Source organism: Pedobacter sp. 05T44 (assembly GCF_056395985.1).
The window spans coordinates 225,011-247,135 of sequence record NZ_JBFTKO010000008.1; the positions used below are offsets into that span (position 1 = coordinate 225,011).

Consider the following 22,125-nt stretch of genomic DNA (forward strand, 5'->3'; position numbering starts at 1 on the left):
ATATTAAGCATATTTGCAGATAGTAAATACAAAAAAGTTGACATCGCGGTACAAAAAAATACTTTCCTACTTTATTAAAACAGCAATTGTTGTATTTGCCTTTTGGATCATTTACAACAAACTGTCAAATAATGAGAATTTAAACTCATTTAAAAATTTATTAAAGCAAATTCCTGAATCAGAAATTATCCTGGTGATGACTACGGTTATTGTTCTTATGCTTTTGAACTGGGGGCTGGAAGCGCTAAAATGGAGAAGGTTAGTTTCAGGCATAGAGAAAATTAGCATTTGGAGATCTATTGAATCTGTATTCTGTGGATTAACCTGGGCAGTGTTCACACCCAACAGAATTGGAGAATATGGTGGCCGGGTCTTCTTCCTGTCGCCTAAAAGAAGGATTGTAGGTGTAGTGGCCATGGCGGTTGGGAATATAGGCCAAATGGTACTTACCAACGTGTTTGGCGCAATAGCACTATGTATTTTCATCTACAAGTTTGTAAATATAGATTACCGCTTGTTTTATGCCCTGGTAATCCTTTCAATAATGTTCTGCTTGTTTTTTATCATTTTTTATTTTAATATAAAATGGTTAAATGGAATTTTGGTGTCCATGCGTTTTACACGTAAATACAAAAGATTCTATGGGATTCTTGCAAGATATCAGAAAAGGGAGCTGCTAAACATATTGTTGTTTTGCTTGTCAAGATACGTTGTGTTTAGTACCCAATACTTTATCCTTTTCTATTGGCTAATACCTGAATTACATTATCTTGATATCATGATGATGGTGAGTATTCTGTTTTTTGTGCAATCGACTTTACCTTCTCTTGATCTTTTTGATATAGGGGTTAGGAGTGTTACGGCATCATACTTTTTTGGCTTCATAACAGATCAGAATATTGCAGTTATAGCGTGCACTGCTGGTATCTGGCTAATAAATATTATAATTCCTGCTATATTAGGAACTTATTTCGTTTTTAAACTTAATTTCTTTGGAAATATTCAGCGCAGTTAGTTACCTCTCCTCTTTCTTAACTATTTTATATGTAATAGTGGTTATAGCCTTTATTAAAGGGTGGCATAGCCTTATATATTTTAAGACTTCTGAGGGTGAAGGAAAAACCAGGGTGTCCATTTTGGTAGCCGCACGTAATGAAGAAACAAATATTTCAAATACTATTGATGACCTGCTTGCTCAAAATTATAATAAGGAACTCACGGAAATTATCTTCATCGATGATCATTCTACAGACAGAACCGCTGAAATTATAAGATCGTATGCAAGCAGAGGTGTAAAATTAATTTGCCTTAATGAGGATCAAGCTTTAAACTCCTATAAAAAAAAGGCGATACAAACAGCTATAGGACAGTCGACCGGTACATTGATAATTACTACTGATGCTGATTGCAGAATGGGGCCAGACTGGTTAAAAACGATAATCCAGTTTTATGAGGCAGGAAATTATAAAATGATTTCCTCACCTGTTGCTTATTTTCAGGAAAAAAGTTTCTTTGAGCGGGCACAATCGCTGGAGTTTCTTTATTTAATAGGCTTGGGTGCTTCAACCATAGGGAACAAACAACCGTCTACCTGCAATGGTGCCAATTTGGCCTATGAGAAGGAAGCCTTTTATGAAGTAGGTGGATTTAAAGGAATTGATGATCTCGCTTCTGGTGATGATGAATTACTTTTGCATAAAATAGCAGCTCGCTTTGATAACAATGTTGGATTTTTAAAGAATAGAGATGCTATCGTTTATACACATGCGAAGCCCACATTAAAGGAATTCATTCAGCAGAGGAAACGTTGGGCTTCAAAAAGCACCAGATACAAAAACAAGTCGATCATTGTTCTTGGTGTTTGCATATGGTTGTTCAACCTAAGTGTACTTATGAACCTGGGTATTGGTTTGTTTATAGGGTTCTATTTTAAATTGGCTGTATTTCAAATACTGGCAAAAATAATAGTCGAATTCTTATTTTTATATGATGTAACTGGTTTTGCAAGAAGGCGAAAATTATTGCTTCTGCTGCCTGTGTTAAACATATTGCACATGATATACATCGTTTATATTGGTATTGCCGGCAACTCCGGAAAATATAACTGGAAAGGGAGAATGGTAAAGTAGTGGAAGCAAACAATAGCCCTTCAAGAAAAGTCTGGAAACGGTTTAGAAAGAATAAACTAGCCTTTGGTGGGTTGTTATTTATTGTTACGCTTATCATTATGGGTATTCTTGGTTATGCAATTACTCCTGATCAAACCCCGAATGCGAATACCATGCATCTTCAGCTTACAAATAAAAAACCAGGAAGAACCTTTGATTTTTTAATTGTCAGTAAAAACAAGAACATTAGGAAAGTTAATTTCTTTGAGAAGATGCTTTATGGCCAGGAGGCAGACTTTAAGAGTGTACCTATCACTTCTTACCGTGAAAGCCAGGGCAAAGTTTATGCAAGAGAATATATTGGCGATGATGAGCAAGCGGAGGAAACAAGTTTCCCTTTAGTTAAAGGTACTAACCGCTATACGCAGACTTTTTGGCTAGGCACTGATGTTTATGGACGAGATCTGTTAAGCAGATTGATCCTGGGAATTCGCGTGTCATTGTCGGTAGGGTTAATGGCTGTACTTATTTCCCTTTTTATTGGAGTTAGTTTAGGGGCCTTGGCAGGTTATTTTGGAGGTAAAACTGATGCTGCAATCAGCTGGTTTATGAATGTGATCTGGTCGCTACCATCCCTATTACTGGTCATTGCAATTTCGTTTGCCCTCGGTAAAGGATTCTGGCAAATATTTATAGCGGTTGGGTTATCTACCTGGGTAGATGTTGCCCGTTTGGTACGCGGACAGGTAATTGCATTAAAGGAGGTAGAATTTGTAGAAGCATCAAAAGCACTTGGATATTCTACTCCAAGAATCATCATAAAGCACATCCTACCTAATATTGCCGGTCCAATACTTGTGGTTGCTTCTGCGAATTTCGCTTCGGCAATACTTTTAGAAACAGGATTAAGCTTTTTAGGCTTTGGGGCACAACCTCCAATGGCTAGCTGGGGAGGTATGATAAAGGAGCATTACGGATATATTATTATGGATGCTGCCTATCTGGCTATTCTACCTGGACTTGCAATTATGCTTACCGTATATGCGTTTAATTTATTAGCTATTGGACTAAGAGATGCATTTGATGTAAAGTCGCAAAATATCTCTGTATAGGCACAACTATTAAATTTACTAACTTTGTTGTAATATGCTATTGAACTGTTACCAGAATGAATTATTAGAAGCCGGATGTGATGAAGCAGGGAGAGGTTGTTTGGCAGGGCCAGTATTTGCTGCTGCTGTAATTTTACCTCCTKATTTTATTGCCGGAGAGTTAACTGATTCTAAAAAGCTTACTCATAAACAGCGTTGTAATTTAAGGGTAATTATAGAAAGGGAAGCAATTGCCTGGGCTGTAGCAGAAGTTGATCACCTGGAAATAGATAAGATTAATATCCTCAATGCATCCTTTCTTGCAATGCATAGAGCAGTAGAAAAGTTAGCCATAAAGCCAGAATATCTGAGCATAGATGGAAACCGTTTCAAAGCATACCCAAACATTCCTCATACCTGCATTGTGAAAGGAGATGGTAAATATTTAAATATTGCAGCAGCGTCTATTCTTGCTAAAACCCATAGAGATGAATTTATGGAAAATATATCGATCCAATATCCTCATTATCAGTGGCATCAAAATAAAGGGTATCCTACAATAGTACATCGGATGGCTGCCTTAGAGCACGGCTTGTCGCCATTTCACCGTAAAACTTTCACAATTAGCAATCCGCAACTGGCCCTATTTTCCGAAAACGAAGGATAATTAGTATTTTCACGTGATTTGAAAATATTAATTCTGACAAATAGGGTCCCCTTTCCGCCAAATAGTGGATATCCCATAGTAGTTTATAACACTATTAAGGGGTTGCTACAACTTGGCCTCGAAATAACCTTATTTAGCATCAACACTAATAAACACAGAGTTGATGTGGATGATATTTATGACCCTGTTTTTGACAGCATAAAATTCCATTCCTTTAGCTTGGATACCGAGGTTAATGTTTGGGGAGCGTTATTTAATGTTTTCTCTAATCAGTCTTATAACGTTTCAAGATATTTTGATGATGAGGCGGCTAAACTGCTTGAAGATATTTTAAGGGAAAATGAATTTGATATTATTCAATTCGAGGGGCTGTTTGTGGTGCCTTATCTGGATATTGTTAAAGCGAATAGTAAGGCCAAAGTGGTTTATAGGGCGCATAATATAGAGTTTGATGTTTGGGAGCGTATTGCAAGAACCGAAAAGTTTACACCAAGACGGATGTATTTACAATTTCTTGCGCGTCGTTTAAAGGTTTATGAAACCGAACAGATGAACAGGTTTCACCAGGTTTTTGCTATAAGCGAGCAAGACAGGCAAAGTATTCTTCGGTTTGGTTGTGAAACAGCTCTTGAAGTTTTTCCGGTAGCACTAGACTTTAAAAAATATGTTACCGACCCCTCTAAAACCAGCTTTCCTACGTTGTTTCATTTAGGGGCTATGGATTGGCGACCAAATAAAGAGGGATTGGAATGGTTTCTTGATGAAATATGGCCGGATATAGAAAAATTGAGTAGTGAGCTGCGATTTTATATCGCTGGAAAAAACATGCCCAGAGAGTTTTTTGAGTATGACTCTGAAAACCTGGTAGTAGAAGGTGAAATTTTTGACGCAATAGAATTTATTAATTCTAAAGCGATTATGATAGTTCCGCTGTTGTCTGGCAGTGGGATGCGGGTAAAAATTATCGAAGGTATGGCCATGAGCAAATGTATCATTGCAACAAGCATGGCCGCCGAAGGAATCAAGTGCGAACATGGTAAAGATATTCTTATAGCCAATACTGCCGACGAGTTTTACAGGTCTATACTGCAATGCATCACCAACCCTAAAAAATGGCGTGAAATAGGTGAAAATGCGAGAAAAACGGTAGAGCGTGATCACGACTTTTTTTCCATCTCTAAAAGGATGTTGAATATCTACCAAAAGTTAGTAAGTGCTTAAATTTTATATACCTTTGCCCACGTTTTTACAGATATATAATATGAAGAATACCGCATTAACAGATAAACACATCTCTTTAGGGGCTAAAATGGTGCCATTTGCAGGTTATAATATGCCAGTTCAGTACGACGGTATAAATGCAGAACATGCTGTGGTTAGAAACGGCGTTGGCGTTTTTGACGTTAGCCATATGGGCGAATTTATTTTAAAGGGCGAGAATGCGTTAGACTTAATTCAACGTGTTACCAGTAATGATGCTTCAAAACTTTATGATGGAAAAGTACAATACTCTTGCCTTCCAAACGAAGACGGAGGCATTGTTGATGATTTGTTGGTTTATCGTATAGATGAAAAAACCTATATGCTGGTTGTTAATGCATCTAACATAGATAAAGACTGGAACTGGATTCAGAAATTCAATGATAAAGGTGTAGAAATGCATAATATTTCTGATAAAACATCTTTACTTGCGATACAAGGACCTAAAGCGGCCGAAGCATTGCAAGGTTTAACTGATGTTGATCTCGCTTCTATGGAATATTACAACTTCGTAAAAGGTACATTTGCAGGTGTTGATAATGTTGTGATCTCTGCAACTGGTTATACTGGTGCCGGAGGTTTTGAGATCTATTTTGATAACGAACACGCCGATAAAATCTGGGATGCTATTTTTGAAGCAGGTAAACCTTTCAATATGAAACCTATTGGCTTAGGTGCCCGTGATACTTTGCGTTTAGAAATGGGTTTCTGTTTATACGGAAATGATATTGATGACGCTACCTCTCCAATTGAAGCAGGATTAGGATGGATCACTAAATTCACTAAGGAATTTACCAACTCTGATGCTTTATTAGCTCAAAAAGAAGCTGGTATTGCGCGTAAACTAATAGGATTTGAAATGATTGACAGGGGGATCCCTCGTCATGACTATGAAATAGTGKATGCCGAAGGGAACGTAATAGGTAAGGTTACTTCTGGTACTCAATCTCCGTCTTTACAAAAGGCAATAGGAATGGGATACATTTCAAAAGGCATGGATAAAGAAGGAACCGAGATTTTTATCAATATCCGTAATAATAAAATTAAAGCCAAAGTAGTTAAATTCCCTTTTTATAAATAAAAGCCATATCCTGTCGATGCAAAAAAGTATAGAAGTTTGTTTAACGCCCGCATTATTAGATCTGTATGCTATTGAAGATAGCATTGTGGTAGTTATTGATGTGCTCAGAGCGACTTCTTCCATCGTGTATGGAATAGATAACGGCGCAACTGCAATTATACCGGTAGCAAACGTAGAAGATTGTCTTAACTATTCTGATAAAGGATTTTTACTGGCAGCAGAGCGTGACGGACAAGTGGTAGAAGGATATGACTTCGGGAATTCACCTTTCTCCTATACAACTGAAAAGGTTGGTGGCAGAACTGTAGTGCTTACAACTACTAATGGTACAAAAGCCCTTCATATGGCGAGAAAACGAGCGCATCAGGTAGTGATGGGCTCTTTTTTAAATCTACAGGCCCTATGCAACTGGCTTAAAATTCAGGATAAAAGTGTTTTGTTACTTTGTGCAGGATGGAAAGATAAATTCAATCTGGAAGATACCCTGTTTGCCGGAGCTGTAGTTGCTGAATTGCGTAAGGAATTTACTCATTTCGATGATTCTTCTGTAGCTGCAGAAGACTTATATAAACTGGCCAAAGATGACCTTAGAAGTTATCTTCATAAATCTTCCCATAGCCACAGACTAGCTGAATTAAATATAGAAGAAGATGTAAGGTTCTGCTTGCAGTTAAACCTTTGTCAGGCGATTCCAGTTATGGATGGTGATGCTTTAGTTTCTTTAAAAGCTACTCCAGTTCTTTAATCGGAACCTTTATCAGATTCTTTAGGCTTTCGTTACTTTTAATGGTTTTCAACGTTTCTTCATATGCGAGCCAATAGATAGTTTCGGCTTTTTTCATGTCAAAAGTACTGATCTCACCCATTCCTTTTGGCTCGATTAGCACATTACAGAAGGCGGCCTTTTCTTCCATATCTTTATTTACAGACATCAGCCCCGCTCTTGCCATTAACGCCGTAATCTTGGTGATTTTTTCAACGGGTTTTAAGTGGTTGCATGACGATCCGATAATGAAATCGCAGTTATTTAATAAAGGTTCAACCGGAAAGTTATTTAAAATGCCGCCATCAACATACATCTCATTATTTATCATAATCGGTTTAAATATGCCCGGAATGCAGCTAGATGCTTGTATGGTCCTGATCAGGGGCCCTTTGTCAAAGTATACCAATTCTCCTTTGCTGAAATTAGTTGTAGCAATGGTAAGTGGGATTTTTAGGCTTTCAATTCTATCATCAGGAAAGTATTCTTTAAATAAGCTTGATGTATTTTCAATATTAATTAAGCCTAGTGAGCCTACCGCAGGTCGAAGGAATTTTAAGAGTTTGGTCTTTATAAAAATATTTAAAGCATCTTCAGGATCGATGCCTGAAGCAAATAAGGCTCCTGCAATTGAACCTGCACTGGTTCCGCTAATGTGACTAAACTTAATGCCGGCATTTCCAAATGCCTTTAAAACACCCAGGTGTGCAATTCCTCTGATTCCGCCACCAGATAATACGATTCCTATTTTAGTCATTTAGCATTATTTAGGTTTGTACTTTGATAAATTTAATATTTTTTGAGCATCCTGTTCAGCCATCAATTGCTGTAAGGTAACATCTTTATTTTCCTGCATGTACTTTCTTATAATCTGCCATCCGGTCCAGATACCTAATTTAGGAGCTGACTCGTTCTTCTCTCCAAGTCCGGGCGTAAAAGGGCCTTCGCTCAAAAGCACCTGTATCTTCTGGTAATCGGTTTCAAATAATAGGTTGTTCTGTAGATAATAGGCCCAAATGTCGCTTTCAAAAGTCTTACACCAGTCTATATGTTTTTGAGTATATCCTATTTTAACTGAATCCGGAACTTTCTCATCAAGCACCTTGTCCATAAAGTATAAAATTTTTCCGTTATGAATCATCTTTGAAAGTAAGGTTCTGTCTTCGTCCCGTTCATGAAATAGTTCTTCTCGTGCATAAGTCTCAGTTATTCGCGGAACAATGTATTCAGGAGTAAAACGTCGGGAAAGGTAAGTTGGTACACTTTGCACTATGGCTTTGTAAAATTGGTTGTTTTTTCCCATAAACATATCCAACCCAATGCCCATGTAATTATCGCCAATTGGCGTCTGCACAGCAAAACCAGAAACAAATGATATAAACTGAGGAACTTTTGCTTTAGGATAATAGTAAAGGACGTATTTAAAAGTTTCAGATAAGTCTTTTTCTATTGGTGTTATGTCTTTAAAAACACTATCCACCTCTTTGTTTAAATCTGAGTACGCAGAATCCTGGTATAGGGTGGTTAAGATCTCTTGATTTGTATAGTCAAAATTACCAACCATCCTATGCACATAGTCATCGTAAAAAGTACCGTATTTCTTTGTTAGGAACGCATTGGTCTCACTTAGATTTTTAGATTTTCCGGCATATAAATCTCTATCGAACCGGGCAATTTTGACATCTAAATGTATTGCGCTAACATCAGGTTTAGTACTTTGGGTACACGAAACAAGTAGTGACGAAAAAAAAGCCGACACAAATAGAAAAAATAGATAGCTTTGGTGGAATTTTACGTTATATATCATTGTAAACAAATATAAAGTAAGTTTATTCAAGCTTCATAGGCATTAAAGGAAAATATATTTATATGAAACACACATTTATCGCGATATTATTATTGTTTGTAACAGGAAGCGTTTTTGCACAAGATTCTTTATCTCCATATTACGGTTTCAGACTTGGATTAACCGCTCATCCAACAATAGGTTGGGTAAAACCACAGGTGGGTAAAAGTAATGGAGTTGCTCTTGGATTTTCCTATGGTTTAATGGGGGACTTTAATTTTGCTGAGAACTATAGTTTTGCAACGGGTGTTACCATCACTACAATTAATGGTAAAAGCACGCAGATAATTACTGAAGAAACTACTCCTCCAACTCAAATACCCTATGAACTTAAGTATAAGCTTCAATATATCGAAGTGCCACTTACAGTTAAACTAAAAACTGTTAAAATTAATGATATCCGCTGGTATGGCCAATTTGGTTTATCAAATGATTTTAATATCGGAGCCAAACAGGATGCCGATGCCGCAGGAAAATCAAGCTTGCGCGATGAGAATATTTCGAAAACAATTAAGCTATATCGTGCCGGCCTGATATTAGGTGCAGGAGCAGAATTTGACCTAAGTGGAAATACAAGTATTGCAGCAGGACTAACGTATAACAATGGCTTTACCGACATTACCACCGATAAAAATAATAATATCCGCAATCATTATCTTGGTATTAATTTTGGCGTTTTCTTTTAATAAACTTACTTAGCAGTACTTTCTACAATTACAAGCTCATGAATATAGCACTGGCGCAACTCAACTATCACATTGGTAATTTTGAATACAACACAAAAAAAATAATCGACAACATTCAGTTGGCAAAAGATAAAGGAGCCGACCTGGTTGTATTCGCTGAGCTGGCTATTTGTGGTTATCCACCACGTGATTTCTTAGAATTTGATGAGTTTATTGGTCTGTGCGAAACTGCTGCACAAGAAATTGCAGCTCATTGTAAAGGGATTGCCTGTATTGTAGGTTTGCCTGTTAAAAACGAGGTGCTTGCAGGAAAAGATTTATACAATGCGGCATATTTCATAGAGGAAGGAGAGGTAAAAGCCATTGCAAAAAAAGCATTGCTTCCAAATTACGATGTATTCGACGAATACCGTTATTTTGAACCTGCCACTCAATTCGAATGCATAACTTTTAAGGGCCGTAAAATAGCCCTAACCATTTGCGAAGACTTATGGAACATCAACAACAATCCATTGTATGTTTCCAATCCGATGGATGAATTGATTAAGCAAAACCCTGATCTGATGATTAATATTGCGGCGTCGCCATTTTCATATTGCCATGATGATGAAAGGGTAGTGGTTCTGGCAGATAATGCTAAAAAATATAAACTTCCTTTATTGTACGTTAATCAGGTAGGTGCGCAAACTGAAATCGTATTTGATGGCGGTTCACTGGCATTTGATAAAGAAGGTAATCTTCTGGATGAAATGGCTTATTTTAAAGAAGAGTTAAAGATCTATGAAGTTGAAGGTGATTTAATTAAAGGATATACGCCCAAAATACATAGAACTATTACCGACATAGAGCAGATTTACGAAGCGTTAGTCTTGGGTATTAAAGATTACTTTGTAAAGTCGGGCTTTAAAAAAGCAGTGTTGGGCCTTTCAGGAGGTATAGATTCGGCTATTGTATGCGCCCTGGCATGTAGGGCTTTAGGAGCGGAAAATGTAATGGCGGTGTTAATGCCTTCAAAATATTCGTCTGACCATTCTATTCAGGATGCACTTGATCTTGTTAGAAATATTGGTTGTCAGCATGAAATCATTCCAATTAAAGAGGCGGCCAATGCGTTTGACAATATGATGGCGGCTGCTTTTAAAGGATTACCTTTTAACCTTACTGAAGAGAATATTCAGGCAAGATGCAGAGGGATCATTGTGATGGCGATGTCTAATAAGTTTGGCTATATCCTTCTAAACACATCAAACAAAAGTGAATGCGCGGTAGGGTATGGTACACTATATGGTGATATGTGTGGCGCAATTGGCGTAATTGGAGATGTATACAAAACCCAGGTTTACCAACTGGCTAATTATATTAATAAAGACGGAGTGGTAATACCAGAAAATTCCATTGTTAAACCACCGTCGGCAGAACTTAGGCCAGGCCAAAAAGATTCAGATTCATTACCTGATTACGATATCCTTGATAAGATACTGTTTCAATATATAGAGCTAAAGCAAAGTTCATCAGCAATCATTGCACAAGGCTATGATGATGCGCTGGTAAGAAGGATCATTAAAATGGTAAATACGGCAGAGTTCAAGCGTTATCAAACACCGCCGATATTAAGGGTTTCTCCAAAAGCATTTGGTATGGGCCGCAGAATGCCCATAGTTGGAAAGTACCTTTCTTAGTTACTTTTTAACCCACTTTCTGTAAGGAATAATTAGTGCGAGCAAGCCAGCCAATACAGATAGAATTTTAGGAATAAAATCGCCATTTCTTACATAAAAAGTAAGATCATCATTTAAATTGATATCTGCTTTAATGGCTGTTCTGGTCCACCATTTGGTTTGCTGTATAATATCGCCTTTCTGGTTAATGAAACAAGAAATACCCGTATTGGCTGATCTTACAACATACCTGCGGGTTTCTATAGCTCTTAGTTTGGCATATAACAAGTGCTGGTCCTTTCCTGATGTATTTCCCCACCAGCCATCATTGGTTACAATAGCAATAAACTGTGCGCCATTCTTAACAGCTTGGGCCACCCAACCTCCCCAGATCGATTCATAGCAAATTACAGGTACAGCACCTACTCCACCATACGAATAAAATACTTGAGGGTCTTTTTGCCAGCCATAACCACCTACTGTTCCTCCAAAACCTTCAAAAACCGGTGCTAATACTGATAATGCTGTGGGAAAAGGCATTTTCTCTACTCCTGGTACCAATTTAGATTTGTGATAGAATTGTACATTAGCAGAGTTCTCTATCTGTAATGCGGCATTAAAAACATCAACATAGGTGCTATTATCATATTGTCTGGCCGAAGGCGTTTGTTTGTCGTTGTAGAACTTAATACTCTCAATGCCACTAATAATACTGCCATTTTTGTATTTTTCAAGGAATTTCTGAGCATCCAGGAATTCAGAATTGGTGCGGATTCTATCTTCATCAGAGCGATCTGAAATTGCTGTTTCAGGCCATATAAAATATTCGGTACTTGGCTGAGCAACGGAGTCGGATAAATGAGTAAGGATTTTAAGCTGCTCACTTGAAGAAATACCACCAAATTTTTTGTAAGGATCTATATTGGGTTGTACAACTACTACGTTAACAGGAACCTCTTTTTCTTCGTACTCGTAGTATAAGGTTAGGGACAATGCAATCGGCGCTGCAATAATCACAACCCACAGAAGTGCAAATTTAAATCGGGCAAAGCCAATAGCAGTACCCGGTTTAAGTGCTTTAAAGGCCTCATAAGCAATAATGTTACTTAGTAGTATCCAGAATGAACCGCCATAAACACCAGTGTATTCATACCATTGCGCAAGCTGATGCATGCCCGATAGGCCATTCCCTAAATTCATCCATGGAAAGGAAAGATCCCAGCTCTGGTGCAAAAACTCCATTGCAATATAAAAGCATATTAGCCCCAAATAGGCAATGTATTTATTTACCAGTCTGCCTAGTCTGTAATATAGCCAGAAAGCAAAAGTCATGAGCAGTGCTCCTAAGCCATAAGGGATAAGCGAAACAAAGAAAGATACCACAGGGCCATTTACTGAACTTATGGCATTATACACCCAATAAATAGATGCGGTATTCCAAATTAGAAAGGTTAATCCTGCTGTTAGGAAAATACGCTTACCTTTTTTAGGATTTTCGCTTTGTTTAATTCTTTCTAAGGCAATAAGTAATGGAACAAGACCAACCAGTAATAATGGAGTGGTAAACTTAATAGGAGGCCAGGCCAGCCACATTAAAAACGCACTTAGTAAAGCAAGGAGAGCAGTGTTTCTGAATTTCATTATAAGCTGTCTAAAATATCGGCTTTTTTAGCTTCATATTCTTCCTGCGTAATAAGGTGTTTATCATACAGGCTTTTTAGTTTTCTTAGCTTTAATGTAGTTTCATCTTCTGGTTCTTCTACCGGTATTGCAGGCGCAGCAGGGGGTGGAGAAAAGAATGCTTGTGGCTCGTCTTCTTCCACTGGTTCCGGAGCGGGCAATGTATTTACAGTTACTGGCGATGTGGATGATCTTCTTTCTTCCAGATCAAGTTGTCTTTGTTGCTCTTTAAAACTTTCTAATTGCTCATATGCAGCCTGATATAACTTGCGGGCCTGCACTTTAGGGATATATTCTGTGATGATATTTTCGCCATGTAAAGGCACGCAAATGAATTTAGAACCAAATAATTCTTCTTTAAAGGAAACTTCTTTAATGCTCTTCCAGGAAATGTCTTTAAAATTCATGGTAATTCCAAAATTGCCAGGCTCACAATAGAAGATACGCTTGTTACTTACTGCAATACAATCAGGTAAAAGATTTACCGCCGGCTTTTTTTGTACAGCCATGTAAATCAGTTCCTCATTGCTGGTTAACATATCATTTAATTTACCTAAAACTTTTTCTACAGCTTTAGGATCCTGTTCGTCACTTAAAAATCTATCTATTAATATCATGTTATTTTCTTATAATAATTTCAGTAGTGAGCTATCAAAAATTGAACCCTAATTATCGCGATCATACTTAGCTTTCTTTTTTACTTCTTCAGCTCCCGCAATACAAATTACGAATTCTCCTTTTAATATATTGTTTTCAAAATGTGATTTAATTTCGGTTAAAGTACCTCTCACAGTTTCTTCATAAAGTTTGGTTAACTCACGACTTACCGATGCCTGACGATCTGCACCCAAATACTGTGCAAATTCCTCAAGTGTTTTAAGTAACCGATGCGGGCTTTCATACAAAACTATTGTCCTTTCTTCCTCAGCCAGTTTTTTAAAACGTGTTTGTCGTCCTTTTTTTACGGGCAAAAAGCCTTCAAAAACAAAGGCGTCAGAAGGCAATCCTGAGTTTACCAGGGCAGGCACAAAGGCCGTAGCTCCAGGCAAGCACTCTACTGCCAAATCATTTTTTATTGCTTCCCTAACCAAAAAGAAGCCAGGGTCGGATATTGCAGGTGTTCCGGCATCTGATATCAAAGCTACCATTTTACCTTCTTTCAAAAACTTAATGATTTCTGAGGTTGCCTGATGTTCATTGTGTTGGTGATGTGAATATGCTTTTTTATCAATCCCGAAATGCTTCAGCATAGGGGCGCTGGTACGGGTATCCTCTGCAAGGATCACATCAGCTTCTTTTAAAATCCGGATTGCCCTGAAGGTCATGTCTTCAAGATTTCCAATAGGGGTGGGCACAAGAAATAGTTTACCTTCCATAATTATTAGGTCTCGTATTGTGCTACTGCATTCGCAATGACGAGTTAAGTTATTATCTTTGTTTAAAAAATAAAATAATGCTGCAAGTTAACTATATCCGCGAAAATAGAGAGAAAGTTTTAGAAGGACTAAGTGTACGTAATTTTAAGCACCCAGAACTGGTTGATGAAATTATTAAAATTGACGAAGAACGAAGACAAGTTCAAACCTCGCTGGATAACCTTTCCGCAGTAGCCAATGCAGCTGCAAAACAGATTGGTGAACTAATGCGTAGCGGAAAGAAAGAAGAAGCAGAGGTACTTAAAGCAGAAACTACGTCAAATAAGGAAGAGCATAAGAACCTTTCAGATCAGTTAACAGAAGTGGAAGACGCCTTATATGGTTTGATTGTACAGCTACCAAACCTACCTCATCACCTTGTAAAACCAGGGAGTGTAGCTGAAGACAATGAAGTTGTTTATGAACACGGCAATCCTGCCGATTTACCGGAAGGTGCACTGCCACACTGGGAATTGACTGCTAAATACGATATTATAGATTTTGAGCTTGGTACAAAAATAACCGGCGCAGGTTTTCCTGTATATAAAGGCAAAGGCGCGCGTTTGCAAAGAGCACTTATTAATTTCTTTTTGGACCACGCAACAGAAAAGGGATACAGAGAAATGCAAGTGCCTCATTTAGTTAATGAAGCCTCAGGTTTTGGTACCGGACAGTTACCTGATAAAGAAGGACAGATGTACCATGCGGGAGTAGATAATTTATACCTTATACCAACAGCCGAGGTGCCTGTAACTAACCTTTATCGTGATGTGATTTTAAAGGAAGAAGAGCTTCCCATAAAAAACACAGCATACACGCCGTGTTTTCGCAGAGAAGCAGGATCATACGGCGCGCATGTACGTGGATTAAACCGCTTGCATCAGTTCGATAAAGTTGAAATAGTACAGGTTGTACATCCGGATAAATCTTATGAAGTTCTGGAAGACATGAGTGCGTATGTTCAATCGTTGCTTCAGGAGCTAGGTCTACACTATCGTGTATTGCGTTTATGTGGTGGCGATATGGGCTTTACCTCTGCAATGACTTACGATATGGAAGTATGGAGTGCTGCGCAACAACGCTGGCTAGAGGTATCTTCAGTATCTAACTTTGAAACATACCAAAGTAACAGACTTAAATTAAGATTTAAAGGTGCTTCTGGTAAAACGCAATTGGCACATACATTAAATGGAAGTGCACTGGCGCTACCTCGTATTGTTGCCGCTATTCTGGAAAATAACCAAACTGAAAAAGGAATTAAAATTCCTGAAGCTTTGGTAAAATATACAGGTTTTGAATACATTGATTAAATAAGATCAAAACTTCATAAGCAAAAAAAGCTTCCCAATTGGGAAGCTTTTTTTATAGGTAGATGTAAATAAGGTATTCTATAGAATAAGAATTAATAATAAAATAATGATGATGATTGCACCAACTGAAAGGTAAACACCGCCACCTAACGCATTTGCTTGTTTTTTCAACCCTCTCAATTCTTTACGTAACTCTTTCTTCTCAGTTTTTGACAACTGAGATTTGTCCATTGAACGGATCTCCTGAACACGGTCAGTGATCTGTTTTAGCTGAATTTGCTGCTCGGCAGTCATCTCAGTTTTAATCTTGTCTGTCTTTCCTGCGGCAGAAACTGTGTTTGCGCTGATTGCCAATGTGAAAACTAGCACTAAAGAGTAAATTAATCTTTTCATACGATTTGAATTTTGTGATATTATCTAAATAACAAAAAACCTACCAAAAGTTATTGGTAGGTTTTTTAAAGGTATTTCCTTAAAACTGTATACTCAAGTAGTCACTACTACTATTTAATTTCGAATACTGTATTCATTATATAGTTCAGTTTTATTTTTTTAAAGTCAATCTCCGGTGCAGCAGCGCCTGCCATATCAGCACTTTCAGCTTTCATCATCATTACATTACGATACATTGGCTGTGGATATTGTTCATTGTTCACTTCCTGGATGTCAATTACACTACCTAATTTATCCCCAAGGGCTTCAACCAGGTAAGACGCTTTTTCTTTAGCAGCCTGTAGTGCTTTAATTTTTAGTTCTTTTTTAAGTGTTTCAATTTTTGAATAATCATAACTGTCAACGTTGGTATAAGCGATTCCTTTAGGATCAATAGAACCAATGATATCATTCCATTTATTCAAATCAGATACTTTTAAGCGATACTGTTTGCTAGCCAGATAATCAGGGTTTTTCTTTTTCTCCGTAACTATAGCATAGCTTGATAAATTGTTGATGGTTAGGTTTTCTTTGTCGATACCTGCTTTTTGAACAGCAGCATACAACTGGCTTTCCAAAGTAGTGATCTCCACCTTTTTCTTACTGTTGTTATCTTTTAAATATTCTTTTAAAGAGATACTGATGTAAATAATGTCTGGAGTAACTTCGGTTTCCGCAGAACCGCTAACACTAATCTTTTTTCTTAAATCTACTTGTTGAGCCATAGCGCTTATACTTAATAAGGAAACGAAGGCAAGGGTTAATAACTTTTTCATAATGATAAATGTTTTTCTTTTGTGTATTTAATAGTTAGATGAAATTACCATACCAATTCCACAAATCATTAGCACAAATCATAAAATTATTCTTCAACTATCTCATTATTAGGGCCAATTTCTTCTTTAAATTCTTCCTTAAAATAAGTTTTCTGGAACACAAGTATGATGATTACACCAACAGAGATGGCCGCGTCTGCAATATTAAATACCGGTCTGAAAAAGATAAAGTCCTCTCCGCCCCATATTGGAAACCACGAAGGAAAATGACCTTCCCAGATGGGGAAATAGAACATATCTACCACTCTTCCATGGAACCATCCTGCATAACCATATATTACGCCATACAGTACTGAATCTATAATATTTCCTAGTGCACCTGCAAATATCAATGCCACGTTTAAGATAAGACCACGATGGTATTTCCTTTGGATCAGGTAATGTAATCCATAACCGATACCGGCAACGGCTGCTATTCTGAATAATGATAAGGCAAGCTTACCAAACTCCCCGCCAAACTCAAGTCCAAAGGCCATCCCGTTATTTTCGGTAAAATGAATAATGAACCAATTGCCAATGATCTTGAACTCCTGACCCATAAACATATTGGTCTTGATCCAGGTTTTTAAAACCTGATCGGCAAGCAAAACCAGGAAAATTATTAATAAAGGTTTTGTATAGCCTTTCATTACGACTGCTTCAGTTTAGCTTCCATGCTTAAAGTTGCGTGCGGTACAGCACGTAAACGTTCTTTCTGAATCAGTTTACCTGTTTCTCTGCAGATACCATAAGTTTTATTCTCAATACGCACTAATGCAGCCTCTAAATTTTCAATGAATTTTTTCTGACGTGCAGCCAGTTGGTTTAATTGTTCTTTTTCAAGAGTTGCAGAACCATCTTCAAGCGTTTTGTAAGTGCCAGAGGTATCTTCTGTTCCGTTAGAATTAGGACTGCTTAGAGAGTTCGTTAAATCAAGAAACTCTTCTCTGGCCATACGTAATTTTTCCTGAATCAATTCTTTAAATTCTTGAAGTTCACTGTCAGAGTACCTTGTTTTTGTAGCTTTTTCCATAATAATTATTGTTTGGCAATCGAAATTTGTAATTCAACATCATCGATTACTATTTTGTTTCCATTATCTAAACTTTCTGTTAATTTAACCTCATCCGCTAAAATTTCCGAGCAAATGTATGTTTTATTTTGAGCTACAGCTGCAGCTACTAAATTATGGTTTTGTAAAGTCACAGTAATTCTATCTGTAACTTCAAAATTAAGTTCTTTTCTTAAATTCTGAATTCTGTTAATTAGTTCACGCGATAATCCTTCCTGTTTCAGTTCGTCAGTTATCGTAACATCAAGAGCAACAGTTAAGTTACCCATATTAGTTACCTGCCATCCTGGTATATCCTCAGCAATGATTTCAACGTCGCTCAACTCGATAACATAATTAGTGCCAGTAATTTGATATTTCCCTTCATTTTCAAACTGACTCAATTGTTCCTGTGTCAAGTTGTTTACTACTTCGGCAACCATTTTCATGTCTTTACCAACCTTAGGGCCTAGCGCTTTAAAGTTAGGTTTGATCTTTTTGGTAATGAAGCCAGCAGTGTCGGTAATATACTCAATATCCTTAATATTCGTTTCTGATAGGATTAATTCTTTAACTAATTCAACCCTTTCAGCAAATTTATTATCAAGTACCGGGATTAGGATTTTAGCCAAAGGCTGACGAACATTGATACTTGTTTTTTTACGCAGCGACAATACCATCGACGATATGTCTTGTGCCAGATGCATGCGTTCATTCAGTTCTGTGTCAATCAAGCTCTGATCAGCTTCCTTAAGTAGGGCAAGATGTACAGATTCAACATTATTAGCAGCATCTCCTGCAGTTAAATTCTGGAATAACCAGTCCGCAAAGAAAGGAGCTATAGGCGACATCAGTTGCGAGATACTGGTTAGGCAAGCATATAAGGTTTCATACGCAGCTTTCTTATCCGCAGTCATTTCGCCCTTCCAGAAGCGGCGGCGTGATAAACGGATGTACCAGTTACTCAAGTGTTCATCCACAAATGACTGAATTGCTCTTGCAGCTTTTGTAGGCTCATAAGCAGCATAGCTTTCATCCACCTCTGCAATTAATGTTTGCAGTAAAGATAGAATCCATCTGTCAAGCTCACTGCGTTCAGCAACTGGAGTGAGCTTATCCTGGTCTATTTCAAACTTGTCAATATTTGCATAAAGGGCAAAGAACGCATAGGTATTGTAAAGCGTTCCAAAGAACTTGCGGCGTACCTCTGCAATTCCTTCAATATCGAACTTTAAGTTGTCCCAAGGATTTGCATTAGATATCATATACCAGCGTGTAGCATCCGGGCCGTACTCTTCCAATGTCTTAAACGGATCAGCTGCATTGCCCAGGCGTTTAGACATTTTCTGCCCGTTTTTGTCGAGTACCAATCCATTTGAAACTACATTTTTATAGGCAATTTTATCAAAAACCAGTGCTCCAATAGCGTGTAAGGTATAGAACCATCCACGAGTCTGGTCAACTCCTTCGGCTATAAAATCAGCAGGGAAGTCTTTTTGCTCATCAATTTTATCTTTATTTTCAAAAGGATAATGCCATTGCGCGTAAGGCATTGCGCCAGAGTCAAACCATACATCGATCAGGTCACTTTCACGATTCATAGGTTTTCCCGAAGGTGAAACCAATATAATTCCGTCCACTACATTCTTATGCAGATCTACTAGATCATAATTGGTTTCAGACATGTTGCCGATCTCAAATCCTTTAAAAGGATTTTCTTTCATAAAGCCGGCTTCTATTGACTTTTCTATGGCATTATATAACTCTTCAACAGAGCCAATTAATATTTCTTCTCTTTTGTCTTCCGTTCTMCAGATTGGCAAGGGAATTCCCCAATATCTAGAGCGCGAAAGGTTCCAGTCGTTTGCATTTTTTAAMCAGTTTCCAAAACGGCCCTCTCCTGTAGACTTTGGTTTCCAGTTGATGGTCTCGTTCAAATCAAACATCCTGTCCTTAATGTCAGTTACTTTGATGAACCAGGAATCCAGAGGGTAATATAATAACGGTTCATCAGTTCTCCAGCTGTGCGGGTAACTGTGAACATACTTTTCTACCTTAAACGCTTTATTTTCTTCTTTCAGGCGGATAGCAATTTCTACGTCTACTGATTTCTCAGGAGCCTCACCTTCGTTGTAATATTCATTTTTTACATATTTCCCTGCCAGATCACCTACGTGAGCAGTAAATCTTCCCTGCAAGTCTACCAATGGAACCGGAGATCCATTCTCATCCAAAACCAGCATCGGAGGGACCTCAGGTGTGGCTTCTTTAGCTACTTTAGCATCATCGGCACCAAAGGTGGGCGCTGTATGTACAATACCTGTTCCATCTTCTGTAGTCACAAAGTCTCCGGAGATCACACGGAAAGCATTTTCAGGATTTTGGTATGGTAAAGTATAAGGTAAAAGCTGTTCATATTTAACACCTACCAGGTCTGCGCCTTTACACCCCGTTAAAATTTGATAAGGGATCTTTTTGTCACCCTCTTTGAAATTACTGAAATCTTCCTCAGCAGTGCTTTCAAAGTATATTTTATTAAACTGTTTTCCTACCAGGTTCTTGGCTAAGATTACATTTACAGGAAGGTAAGTATATTGATTAAAGGTTTTTACCAGTACATAGTCTATTTTTGGACCTACAGTCAGCGCTGTGTTCGATGGTAAAGTCCATGGCGTTGTTGTCCATGCCATGAAATGTATATCTCCAAACCCTGTCAGGAAAGCAGGTAATGTGTCAGGTAACGATTTAAACTGGGCAACTATGGTAGTGTCGGTTACATCACGATAAGCTCCCGGCTGATTTACCTCATGTGAGCTTAATCCTGTTCCCGCTTTTGGAGAGTAAGGTTGGATGGTATAGCCCTTATATAATAAACCTTTATCGTAGATCTGTTTCAAAAGCCACCAAACCGATTCCATATATTTCGACTTATAAGTAATATATGGATCATCCATATCCACCCAATAGCCCATTTTCTCGGTAAGGTCGTTCCATACATCTGTATAACGCATTACGGTTCTTTTGCAAGCCTCATTATACTCTTCAATTGAAATGGTCTTTCCTATATCTTCTTTGGTGATGCCAAGTTCCTTTTCAGTTCCCAGTTCTACAGGAAGTCCGTGAGTATCCCATCCTGCTTTTCTTTTTACCTGAAATCCTTTAATAGTTTTATAACGGCAGAAAATATCTTTAATAGCACGCGCCATTACGTGGTGAATACCAGGCATTCCATTTGCAGAAGGCGGCCCTTCGTAAAAAGTAAATGGGTTTGATTTTGATCGGGTCGAAATGCTTTTTTCAAAGATGTTCTCCGCTTTCCAAAAATCAAGTATCTCTTTTCCTATTTTCGCTAGTTCTAACTGTTTAAATTCCCTATACATCAATCAAGTATCTCCAAAAATTAAGGATGCAAAGTTAAGTTATTAGAATGAGAAATTGAAGTGTTGTTTAAAGCTTTTAAACAGCCTAGTGCATCTTGATAGCTCCTGGCGGGTGTTTCGGTATTTGCTCGGTTTACCTTGTTCGCAAAAAGTACCTTAAAGAAAATAAATTTGCATTTTCGCAGTTATTAAAATAATACTACATCCCTATTTACTCATGAAAAACCTTGATTTTTCTATTTTTCCCGTAATAAAGACCTCCCGTCTTTTACTTAGAGAATTAGCTGCCCAAGATGCCCTGCAAATTCACATGCTGCGGTCTGATCCTAAAATTGCGGCCATGACTGGCAGAACACCTTCTACTGGTATAGAAGATGCCATGGCTCACATTTATAAGATTGGAAAACTCATAGAGAACAATGCCAGTATTTACTGGGCAATTTCTTTACTTGACAACCCTTCTTTAATCGGAACCATCTGCCTCTGGAATTTTGATGCTGAAAATGCCATTGCAGAGATTGGTTACGAGCTGCTTCCCGATTTTCAGGGAAAAGGATTTATGAGAGAGGCTATTACTGCTGTGATAAAGTATGGATTTGAAGAATTGAAAGTAAAAACAATAACAGCTTTCCCTTCAGCAAATAATATCAGTTCAGTAAAAGTTTTAAAGATGGCTGGTTTTAAAAGAGATAACAAAGTCTATCCGAATTCGCACGGCGATAGTGTAGATAATGTGGTTACGTTTTCTTTAACATTGCCAGAATAACTCAAAAACCGGTATAAATTTTTCATTATTCTATTACAATTAAGGATTTATTATGATGTAATTAATCCCCGATGTTTTATTTGTGTAGTTCACCAAATGTAAACCTATTAATAAAC

The 22,125-nt window shown here is 37.7% G+C and carries 21 protein-coding genes; 11 read left to right on the forward strand and 10 right to left on the reverse strand.

Annotation, left to right across the window (positions count from 1 at the left end):
* Positions 1 to 37 precede the first annotated feature (37 nt).
* Genes AC1DDK_RS14740 through AC1DDK_RS14770 form a run of 7 tightly spaced genes read left to right on the forward strand, consistent with a single transcriptional unit; the run spans position 38 to position 6,952 of the window.
* The gene (locus AC1DDK_RS14740) at positions 38 to 1,015 is read left to right on the forward strand and encodes a hypothetical protein (protein WP_172661661.1); all 978 of its coding nucleotides are present in this window, start codon (positions 38 to 40) and stop codon (positions 1,013 to 1,015) included.
* Entirely contained in the window at positions 993 to 2,129 is a 1,137-nt protein-coding gene (locus tag AC1DDK_RS14745; protein WP_288881824.1) for a glycosyltransferase family 2 protein, read from the forward strand. Before AC1DDK_RS14740 ends, AC1DDK_RS14745 begins: the two co-directional genes overlap by 23 nt.
* Positions 2,129 to 3,220, forward strand: coding sequence for an ABC transporter permease (locus AC1DDK_RS14750; protein WP_288881827.1), 1,092 nt, complete (start codon positions 2,129 to 2,131; stop codon positions 3,218 to 3,220). Before AC1DDK_RS14745 ends, AC1DDK_RS14750 begins: the two co-directional genes overlap by 1 nt.
* Positions 3,221 to 3,254: 34 nt before the next feature.
* Positions 3,255 to 3,866 (forward strand): ribonuclease HII, encoded by a 612-nt coding sequence (locus tag AC1DDK_RS14755; protein WP_477633967.1) that lies wholly within the window; start codon positions 3,255 to 3,257, stop codon positions 3,864 to 3,866.
* Positions 3,867 to 3,884: 18 nt separating this feature from the next.
* Positions 3,885 to 5,087: a glycosyltransferase family 4 protein gene (locus AC1DDK_RS14760; RefSeq protein ID WP_172661657.1), complete on the forward strand. Its 1,203-nt coding sequence runs from the start codon at positions 3,885 to 3,887 to the stop codon at positions 5,085 to 5,087.
* Between the two features lie 40 nt (positions 5,088 to 5,127).
* Entirely contained in the window at positions 5,128 to 6,207 is a 1,080-nt protein-coding gene (gene gcvT, locus AC1DDK_RS14765; RefSeq protein WP_477633968.1) for a glycine cleavage system aminomethyltransferase GcvT, read from the forward strand.
* A 16-nt stretch (positions 6,208 to 6,223) separates the two neighbouring features.
* Positions 6,224 to 6,952, forward strand: a complete 729-nt coding sequence (locus AC1DDK_RS14770) for a 2-phosphosulfolactate phosphatase (protein ID WP_172661655.1) — start codon at positions 6,224 to 6,226, stop codon at positions 6,950 to 6,952.
* Here AC1DDK_RS14770 and AC1DDK_RS14775 read toward each other — a convergent pair.
* Complete coding sequence (locus AC1DDK_RS14775) at positions 6,936 to 7,727, reverse strand: patatin-like phospholipase family protein (protein ID WP_288881834.1); 792 nt, start codon at positions 7,725 to 7,727, stop codon at positions 6,936 to 6,938. The two genes, AC1DDK_RS14770 and AC1DDK_RS14775, sit on opposite strands and share 17 nt — an antisense overlap.
* 6 nt (positions 7,728 to 7,733) lie before the next feature.
* Positions 7,734 to 8,777, reverse strand: coding sequence for a gliding motility lipoprotein GldB (gldB, locus tag AC1DDK_RS14780; protein WP_172661653.1), 1,044 nt, complete (start codon positions 8,775 to 8,777; stop codon positions 7,734 to 7,736).
* Positions 8,778 to 8,839: 62 nt separating this feature from the next.
* Between gldB and AC1DDK_RS14785 the strand changes: the two genes are divergently transcribed.
* Positions 8,840 to 9,502, forward strand: a complete 663-nt coding sequence (locus tag AC1DDK_RS14785; RefSeq protein WP_288881836.1) for a porin family protein — start codon at positions 8,840 to 8,842, stop codon at positions 9,500 to 9,502.
* A gap of 38 nt (positions 9,503 to 9,540) precedes the next feature.
* Complete coding sequence (locus AC1DDK_RS14790; RefSeq protein WP_288881838.1) at positions 9,541 to 11,181, forward strand: NAD+ synthase; 1,641 nt, start codon at positions 9,541 to 9,543, stop codon at positions 11,179 to 11,181.
* Here AC1DDK_RS14790 and lnt read toward each other — a convergent pair whose 3' ends face one another.
* From lnt to rsmI, 3 genes are read right to left on the reverse strand one after another with little or no spacing between them, the layout of a single operon-like run.
* Positions 11,182 to 12,801 (reverse strand): apolipoprotein N-acyltransferase, encoded by a 1,620-nt coding sequence (lnt, locus tag AC1DDK_RS14795; protein ID WP_337717331.1) that lies wholly within the window; start codon positions 12,799 to 12,801, stop codon positions 11,182 to 11,184.
* Entirely contained in the window at positions 12,801 to 13,457 is a 657-nt protein-coding gene (locus tag AC1DDK_RS14800; protein WP_172661649.1) for a PH domain-containing protein, read from the reverse strand. Before AC1DDK_RS14800 ends, lnt begins: the two co-directional genes overlap by 1 nt.
* 48 nt (positions 13,458 to 13,505) lie before the next feature.
* Complete coding sequence (rsmI, locus tag AC1DDK_RS14805) at positions 13,506 to 14,216, reverse strand: 16S rRNA (cytidine(1402)-2'-O)-methyltransferase (RefSeq protein WP_337717333.1); 711 nt, start codon at positions 14,214 to 14,216, stop codon at positions 13,506 to 13,508.
* A gap of 77 nt (positions 14,217 to 14,293) precedes the next feature.
* On the opposite strand from rsmI, the gene serS reads away from it, so the two are divergent.
* Positions 14,294 to 15,565, forward strand: coding sequence for a serine--tRNA ligase (serS, locus tag AC1DDK_RS14810; RefSeq protein WP_337717335.1), 1,272 nt, complete (start codon positions 14,294 to 14,296; stop codon positions 15,563 to 15,565).
* 78 nt (positions 15,566 to 15,643) lie between these two features.
* Here serS and AC1DDK_RS14815 read toward each other — a convergent pair whose 3' ends face one another.
* The 5 genes from AC1DDK_RS14815 to ileS form a co-directional block, all read right to left on the reverse strand.
* Positions 15,644 to 15,958: a hypothetical protein gene (locus tag AC1DDK_RS14815; RefSeq protein ID WP_048907641.1), complete on the reverse strand. Its 315-nt coding sequence runs from the start codon at positions 15,956 to 15,958 to the stop codon at positions 15,644 to 15,646.
* Between the two features lie 110 nt (positions 15,959 to 16,068).
* Positions 16,069 to 16,773 (reverse strand): SIMPL domain-containing protein, encoded by a 705-nt coding sequence (locus tag AC1DDK_RS14820; protein WP_048907640.1) that lies wholly within the window; start codon positions 16,771 to 16,773, stop codon positions 16,069 to 16,071.
* Between the two features lie 86 nt (positions 16,774 to 16,859).
* Positions 16,860 to 17,462, reverse strand: a complete 603-nt coding sequence (locus AC1DDK_RS14825; RefSeq protein WP_048907639.1) for a lipoprotein signal peptidase — start codon at positions 17,460 to 17,462, stop codon at positions 16,860 to 16,862.
* On the reverse strand, positions 17,462 to 17,845 hold the full coding sequence (locus tag AC1DDK_RS14830) for a TraR/DksA family transcriptional regulator (protein ID WP_068891888.1): 384 nt from the start codon (positions 17,843 to 17,845) through the stop codon (positions 17,462 to 17,464). The genes AC1DDK_RS14825 and AC1DDK_RS14830 overlap by 1 nt, the downstream gene beginning before the upstream one ends.
* A gap of 5 nt (positions 17,846 to 17,850) precedes the next feature.
* Complete coding sequence (ileS, locus tag AC1DDK_RS14835) at positions 17,851 to 21,243, reverse strand: isoleucine--tRNA ligase (RefSeq protein ID WP_477633969.1); 3,393 nt, start codon at positions 21,241 to 21,243, stop codon at positions 17,851 to 17,853.
* A gap of 217 nt (positions 21,244 to 21,460) precedes the next feature.
* Between ileS and AC1DDK_RS14840 the strand changes: the two genes are divergently transcribed.
* Entirely contained in the window at positions 21,461 to 22,009 is a 549-nt protein-coding gene (locus AC1DDK_RS14840) for a GNAT family N-acetyltransferase (protein WP_172661645.1), read from the forward strand.
* Positions 22,010 to 22,125 lie beyond the last annotated feature (116 nt).

Bases quoted from the DNA above. Each gene is read 5' to 3' on its own strand.
- AC1DDK_RS14770 (WP_172661655.1), top strand. From the start codon at position 6,224: ATGCAAAAAAGTATAGAAGTTTGTTTAACGCCCGCATTATTAGATCTG.
- AC1DDK_RS14775 (WP_288881834.1), bottom strand. From the start codon at position 7,727: ATGACTAAAATAGGAATCGTATTATCTGGTGGCGGAATCAGAGGAATT.
- gldB (WP_172661653.1), bottom strand. From the start codon at position 8,777: ATGATATATAACGTAAAATTCCACCAAAGCTATCTATTTTTTCTATTT.
- AC1DDK_RS14785 (WP_288881836.1), top strand. From the start codon at position 8,840: ATGAAACACACATTTATCGCGATATTATTATTGTTTGTAACAGGAAGC.
- AC1DDK_RS14790 (WP_288881838.1), top strand. From the start codon at position 9,541: ATGAATATAGCACTGGCGCAACTCAACTATCACATTGGTAATTTTGAA.
- lnt (WP_337717331.1), bottom strand. From the start codon at position 12,801: ATGAAATTCAGAAACACTGCTCTCCTTGCTTTACTAAGTGCGTTTTTA.
- AC1DDK_RS14800 (WP_172661649.1), bottom strand. From the start codon at position 13,457: ATGATATTAATAGATAGATTTTTAAGTGACGAACAGGATCCTAAAGCT.
- rsmI (WP_337717333.1), bottom strand. From the start codon at position 14,216: ATGGAAGGTAAACTATTTCTTGTGCCCACCCCTATTGGAAATCTTGAA.
- serS (WP_337717335.1), top strand. From the start codon at position 14,294: ATGCTGCAAGTTAACTATATCCGCGAAAATAGAGAGAAAGTTTTAGAA.
- AC1DDK_RS14815 (WP_048907641.1), bottom strand. From the start codon at position 15,958: ATGAAAAGATTAATTTACTCTTTAGTGCTAGTTTTCACATTGGCAATC.
- AC1DDK_RS14820 (WP_048907640.1), bottom strand. From the start codon at position 16,773: ATGAAAAAGTTATTAACCCTTGCCTTCGTTTCCTTATTAAGTATAAGC.
- AC1DDK_RS14825 (WP_048907639.1), bottom strand. From the start codon at position 17,462: ATGAAAGGCTATACAAAACCTTTATTAATAATTTTCCTGGTTTTGCTT.
- AC1DDK_RS14830 (WP_068891888.1), bottom strand. From the start codon at position 17,845: ATGGAAAAAGCTACAAAAACAAGGTACTCTGACAGTGAACTTCAAGAA.
- AC1DDK_RS14840 (WP_172661645.1), top strand. From the start codon at position 21,461: ATGAAAAACCTTGATTTTTCTATTTTTCCCGTAATAAAGACCTCCCGT.